Annotated in this window: 2 protein-coding genes; both read left to right on the top strand. The window is 42.2% G+C overall.

All coding sequences use genetic code 11. The annotated features are described in order from the left end of the window. Window positions 1-211 precede the first annotated feature (211 nt). Entirely contained in the window at window positions 212-2,377 is a 2,166-nt protein-coding gene (gene uvrD, locus H5072_RS14620) for a DNA helicase II (RefSeq protein WP_002963007.1), read from the top strand. Continuing rightward, the coding region (locus H5072_RS14615) for a tRNA(Met) cytidine acetyltransferase TmcA domain-containing protein (protein ID WP_182693929.1) at window positions 2,355-3,594 on the top strand (1,240 nt) is incomplete at its 3' end. The genes uvrD and H5072_RS14615, both read left to right, overlap by 23 nt.

The following is a 3,594-nucleotide window of genomic DNA, read 5'->3' as shown; positions in this document are numbered from 1 at the left end:
CTGAATTTAGAGAGTTAGTAAAAATTGCTAACTTTAGGTCAAATTAGCAATTTTTATTGTGCGTTTACGCTTTTTTGTTTGTTCAAAAAATTAGCAAGTTACTCGTTTTTAAGGCTATTTTATAAATAGCTGTTTATAAAAACAGTATTTTATTTAGCCTAACAAAAACACCTGTTATACTGCCCACAATATTGATTAAAAAGGCGTAACGATGGACGTTTCACAATTACTCGATGGCTTAAATGACAAACAACGCGATGCCGTTGCAGCCCCACTACAAAACATGCTGGTATTAGCAGGTGCTGGGTCTGGTAAAACACGAGTGTTAGTTCATCGTATTGCGTGGCTTATGCAAGTTGAGCAAGCATCTGCTTACAGCATTTTTGCCGTAACCTTTACTAATAAAGCGGCTAAAGAAATGCGCAGCCGCGTTGAAGAAACACTAAAAGCCCCTGTAGGTGGTATGTGGATTGGTACGTTCCATGGTTTGTCGCATCGTATTTTACGTGCTCATCACCGTGAAGCTAACTTACCAGAAGCCTTTCAAATTTTAGACTCTGACGATCAACTTCGGATGATCAAGCGCTTATTAAAATCGATGAATATCGATGATAAAAAATGGCCTGCTAAACAATTTGGCTGGTACATTAGCGCCAAAAAAGATGAAGCACTTCGCCCTAAAGATATTCAAGCATACGATATTAACGAGCAAATGATGCTGCGTGTTTACGCCGCCTACCAAGAGGCCTGTGATAGAGCAGGCCTAGTAGATTTTGCCGAAATATTACTACGCAGCTACGAAGTGTTAAAAAATAACCCAACGTTACTGCGTCATTATCAGCAACGCTTTGCACATATGCTCGTAGACGAGTTCCAAGATACAAATACCATTCAATATGCTTGGTTAAAGTTACTTGCAGGCGATACAAGCAGTATCATGATTGTAGGCGACGATGACCAAAGTATTTACGGTTGGCGCGGTGCTAAAATCGAAAATATTAAACGATTTTTAACTGACTTTAGCGCAGAAACCATTCGTCTTGAACAAAACTACCGTTCAACTGCAACTATTTTGAAAGCGTCTAATGCATTAATTCAAAATAACTCAGAGCGTATGGGTAAAAGCTTATGGACCGACGGTAACGATGGCGAGCCAATTTCTATTTATGCGGCATTTAATGAGTTAGACGAAGCGCGCTTTGTAAGTAGCAAACTACGAAGCTGGTTAAATGCAGGTAATGCCCTGCAAGATGCCGCAATTTTATACCGTAGTAACGCGCAATCTCGTGTACTCGAGGAGGCTATGCTGCAAGAAGGCTTAAAATACCGTATTTATGGTGGTATGCGATTCTTCGAACGACAAGAAATTAAAGATGCGTTGTCGTACTTACGCCTAGTAGGTAATCGTCAAGACGATGCCGCATTTGAGCGTGTAATTAATACGCCAGCACGCGGTATTGGCGACAAAACATTGAGCCATATACGCGATTGTGCACGAGCAGAATCGTTACCGCTTTGGTATGCCGCAAAAGCAATTGTAGAACAACAGCATTTATCTGGTCGTGCTTCTGGTGCAGTAAGTAAGTTTGTAGAACTCGTTGAACAAATAGAAGATAAAATTAGCGATCTAACTTTGCATGAGCAAGCCAAGTACACAATTCAAACCTCAGGCTTGATGGCAATGTACCAAGCTGAAAAAGGTGAAAAAGGCCGTGCTCGCGTAGAAAACTTAGAAGAACTAATTAGCGCATGTGACCAGTACGAACTTCCTGAAGACGAAGAATACAGCTCGCCTTTACAAGGCTTTTTAGCACATACGTCACTTGAGTCAGGTGAAGGACAAGCAGAAGAGCACGAAGACGCCGTACAAATGATGACGCTTCACTCAGCTAAAGGTTTAGAGTTTCCATTAGTGTTTATGGTGGGCGTAGAAGAAGGCATGTTCCCTTCTCAGCAAAGCAACGAAGAGTCTGGGCGCTTAGAAGAAGAGCGCCGCCTTTGTTATGTAGGAATGACACGAGCAATGGATAAGTTATACATTAGCCATGCTGAGAGTCGCCGCTTATACGGGCAAGAAAAATACCATAGCCCATCACGCTTTTTACGCGAAATACCTGAGGACTGCGTAGAAGAAATCCGTATTAAAACACAGGTTTCTCGCCCGCCTGCCGCTGGGCGTTTTAGCGCATCAGTTAGCCATGCCGCATTTGAAGACAGTGGCTTTAACTTAGGACAACGCGTACTGCATGCTAAGTTTGGTATTGGTACTGTACTGAATTATGAAGGTAGTGGCGCACAATCTCGCGTACAAGTTAACTTTGACGACCTTGGTAGCAAATGGTTAGTAACGGCCTATGCACGATTACAAGCGGTATAAAGCACACCTAAATGAGTTAGAGCAACAATTAGCTGGCGCGTATCATCGTCAGCTAGTGTTGATCACGGGCAGCCCAGCTTGGTGTTATGAAATACTTAACTCATTAATAGATGAAAACAATACACTTGTTGTATCAAAGCAGTGCGCGATTAAAAATTCGTACTGGCCTACTCGCACACACCAAATTTTAGGGCAAGAATTTGCTCATGCTGTTTACGATGGTTTTAGTGGTTTGCACCCTGATAAACTTGCAGCACTTGCCGGCACCGTTAAAGCAGGCGGTATACTGTTTTTATTACTGCCTGAACTAGATGATTTAGCCTCTTGGCAAGATCCCGCATTAAGTACAGTGCAATCACACGGTCAGAGCATTGACTACAGCTTATTTAATCAACGTTTCGCGACTATTATTAAACCGTTACCCGCTTTTCATTTGAGTGAAAAAAGTGGCTGTATTAATCATAACGCCAGCTATGTAGCTCATAATAAAATTGATTATCAACCACAGCAAAACTGCGTTGATCAAATAGTAAAAGTAGCCAACGGTCGTGCCAACAGGCCTTTACTTATTAATGCTGATAGAGGCAGAGGTAAGTCGGCAGCACTTGGCTTAGCCGCGGCAAAACTAACTGATAAAAAAGTAATTATTTGCAGCACTCAGTTTAAAGCGACCCATAGCAGCTTCAAACATTTAGCCCAAGAGTTAAGCCTTCAATACAACGCTGAACATAAACAGTTCGCCAACTTGCACTACGTTGCACCTGACGCGTTATTAAACACACTACCTGAGTGCGATTTACTACTCGTTGATGAAGCTGCAGCAATCCCTGTTCCGTTATTACTACAAATGCTAGCTCATTACCCTCGTATAGTATTTGCAAGCACTCTGGTTGGGTATGAAGGCAATGGTAGGGGTTATACCATTCGCTTTAGTAACTATATTAAAGCGCACTATAAAGCCTCTAAAGTTGTAACGCTTGATGAGCCACTGCGTTTTGCTAAACACGATCCCCTCGAGAAGCACATTCGCACCTTGCTTGCACTCGATGCAGAATATATAGAGTCAAGTAGTGATGAATTAGAGCAGCCAATTCATAGCGAAGTAACTCAGCAATCTCTTGTAAACAATGAATCTTTACTGCAGCAAGTTATTGCCCTACTTGCTCTGGCTCACTATCAAAGTAGTGTCAACGACTTACGCCAACTACTAGACGCAC

Origin of the sequence: Pseudoalteromonas sp. SR45-5, from assembly GCF_014163565.1 — a bacterium.
Classification (GTDB): Bacteria; Pseudomonadota; Gammaproteobacteria; order Enterobacterales; family Alteromonadaceae; genus Pseudoalteromonas; species Pseudoalteromonas distincta.
This window is presented reverse-complemented; position numbering and strand designations above follow the sequence as displayed.